The sequence below is a fragment of the Halorubrum halodurans genome, from assembly GCF_002252985.1.
Lineage (GTDB): Archaea > Halobacteriota > Halobacteria > Halobacteriales > Haloferacaceae > Halorubrum > Halorubrum halodurans.
In genome coordinates, this window is sequence record NZ_NHPJ01000084.1 from 1 (window position 1) to 2,479 (window position 2,479).

General features: G+C 70.4%; 3 protein-coding genes. 1 reads left to right on the top strand and 2 read right to left on the bottom strand.

Going from position 1 to position 2,479, the window contains the following annotated elements; all coding sequences use genetic code 11:
* The coding region (locus DJ70_RS08500) for a TRAM domain-containing protein (protein ID WP_094531954.1) at window positions 1–446 on the bottom strand (446 nt) is incomplete at its 3' end.
* A 167-nt stretch (window positions 447–613) separates the two neighbouring features.
* Window positions 614–961: a hypothetical protein gene (locus DJ70_RS08505; protein ID WP_094531956.1), complete on the bottom strand. Its 348-nt coding sequence runs from the start codon at window positions 959–961 to the stop codon at window positions 614–616.
* Window positions 962–1,287: 326 nt separating this feature from the next.
* Here DJ70_RS08505 and purL point away from each other — a divergent pair.
* The coding region (purL, locus tag DJ70_RS08510) for a phosphoribosylformylglycinamidine synthase subunit PurL (RefSeq protein WP_094531958.1) at window positions 1,288–2,479 on the top strand (1,192 nt) is incomplete at its 3' end.

The following is a 2,479-nucleotide window of genomic DNA, read 5'->3' on the forward strand; positions in this document are numbered from 1 at the left end:
CGCCCGAGCCGCTCGCGGTCGGTGCGGCTCGGGCGGTCCCGCTCGTCGGCCTCCTCGTCCGCGTCGTCGCGGTCGGCCTCGTCTCCCCCCTCGTCGTCCTCGTCGGGGTCGTCGGGGAGCCGTTCGACTACCTTCTGGGCGGTCGCGTGGCTGGATTTCACCCGGTGGATCGACACCACGGCGCGCGCGGGCGGGAGCAGGCCGTCGACGAGCACGATGAAGCCGTCGTCGGTGCGGCCGACGCCGGCCCCGCTCTCGTGGATGTCGTCGACCTCGACGACGACCTCCTCGCCGGGCTGGACCGGCTGCTGTTTGAGCTCGTAGATCGGCATGTCGTAGTGGTTACACCACTCGGCACCCCCCTTGTTGCCGTAGTGTTGACACCCCATGCCCTGGATCCGTTCGTCGAAACTGGGGCAGTCGTCGGCGAGTGGACAGTCCGCCATACAGTAGGTCAGACCGGCGGCCGTTGTAAACGTTTTCGACTCTCCGGGTGTGAAACGCCGAAAACGGCCGGCTCGATCGGCTGAAAATCCGGAGATGCGCGGTCTCGGCGTTCTCGGCGCTCCCGAGCCGCGGCCGGCTCCGGAGGGTCCCCGCGCCCGACCCGCCCTCACAGGAACTCGCGGACCTCGGAGTACCACATGTCGTGGTGGTCGACCGCGCCGACCGCGTCCGCGACGTCGACGGCGATGGCGTGCCAGCAGCGCTCGTCGGGGTCCTCGGGGTCGAGGTTGTACGTCGCGTCCGCGCAGTCGCAGCCGCCGTCCTCGACGACGTACTCGTCCTCGTGGCCGACGACGACGGTGAAGTCCCGGTAGCGTTTCACCCGCCCCTCCGCGACCGCCTCGATCGCCCGCTGCCCGCGGTCGCCGTGGGCCTCGACGATCGCGGCGGCGATGGGACCGGTGAGTTCGCCGGCCGCCTCGATCGCCGTCCGCCAGTCGTCGACCGGCTCCATGGCCCCTCGTTTTCGGGCGGCCGGTTAAATCCCGTCGGTGGCGCGTCGGAGCGGCGGACTCGCGGGGCGGGACTCAAAGGGGCAGCCGTGAGGCGGGCGCAGGCGACGTAAGCACCGGAACGAAGGAGCGAAGCGACTGAGTGAGGAGCGCAACGAGCGTACGCCCGCCTCACGGCTGGGGCTTTGGCGGCGTTCATCGCGCCAGCAACCACGTGTAGCCGAGCGGCTGGAGTTTCGAAGCAGTCACTCGCGAAGACATCGAAACCAATATCCACGAACGTGTACATAGAAAAGCATTAGAACGGGCTCGATAACCACGTAAGTGAATGAGTCTGTCCGAGCCGGACCACGAGCTCGTCGTCGCGGAGCTCGGCCGGGAGCCGACGGCGGCCGAGGCCGCGCTGTTCGAGAACCTCTGGAGCGAGCACTGCGCCTACCGCTCCTCGCGGCCCCTGCTGTCGGCGTTCGACAGCGAGGGCGACCAGGTCGTCGTCGGCCCCGGCGACGACGCCGCCGTCCTCGCGCTGCCGACCCCCGAGGCGGCCGACGCGCCGGCCGGGGAGCGCGACGCCGACGATTACGGCGATACCTACGTCACGTTCGGGATCGAGAGCCACAACCACCCCTCCTACGTCGACCCGTTCGACGGCGCGGCCACCGGCGTCGGCGGCATCGTCCGCGACACGATGAGCATGGGCGCGTACCCGATCGCCTTACTCGACTCGCTGTACTTCGGCGACTTCGGCAGCGAGGAGTCGCGGTACCTCTTCGAGGGCGTCGTCGAGGGGATCTCCCACTACGGCAACTGTATCGGCGTCCCCACGGTCGGCGGCAGCGTCGCCTTCCACGACGGCTACGAGGGGAACCCGCTCGTCAACGTCGCCTGCGTCGGCGTCACCGACGCGGACCGGCTCGTCACCGCGACCGCCGAGGAGCCCGGCAACAAGCTGGTGCTCGTCGGCAACGCGACCGGCCGCGACGGGCTGGGCGGCGCCTCCTTCGCGAGCGAGGACCTCGGCGAGGACGCCGAGACCGAGGACCGCCCCGCGGTCCAGGTCGGCGACCCCTACGCCGAGAAGCGGCTGATCGAGTGTAACGAGGCGCTGATCGACGAGGGCCTCGTCGTCGCCGCCCGCGACCTCGGCGCGGCCGGCCTCGGCGGGGCCTCCTCCGAACTCGTCGCGAAGGGCGGGCTCGGCGCGACGATCGACCTCGAGGCGGTCCACCAGCGCGAGCCGAACATGAACGCCCTGGAGATCCTGCTCGCGGAGAGCCAGGAGCGGATGTGTTACGAGGTCGCCCCCGACGACGTCGACCGCGTGCGCGCGCTCGCCGAGCGGTTCGACCTCGGCTGTTCGGTCATCGGCGAGGTGACCGACGGCGACTACGTCTGTACGTTCGACGGCGAGACCGTCGTCGACGTCGACGCCGAGTTCCTCGCGGACGGCGCGCCCATGAACGACCTCCCCTCGACGGAGCCGGCCGAGCCCGAGCGCGACCTGCCCGATCCCGACCTCG

Coding starts and splice junctions, on each gene's coding strand:
- DJ70_RS08505 (WP_094531956.1), bottom strand. CDS start 961: ATGGAGCCGGTCGACGACTGGCGGACGGCGATCGAGGCGGCCGGCGAA.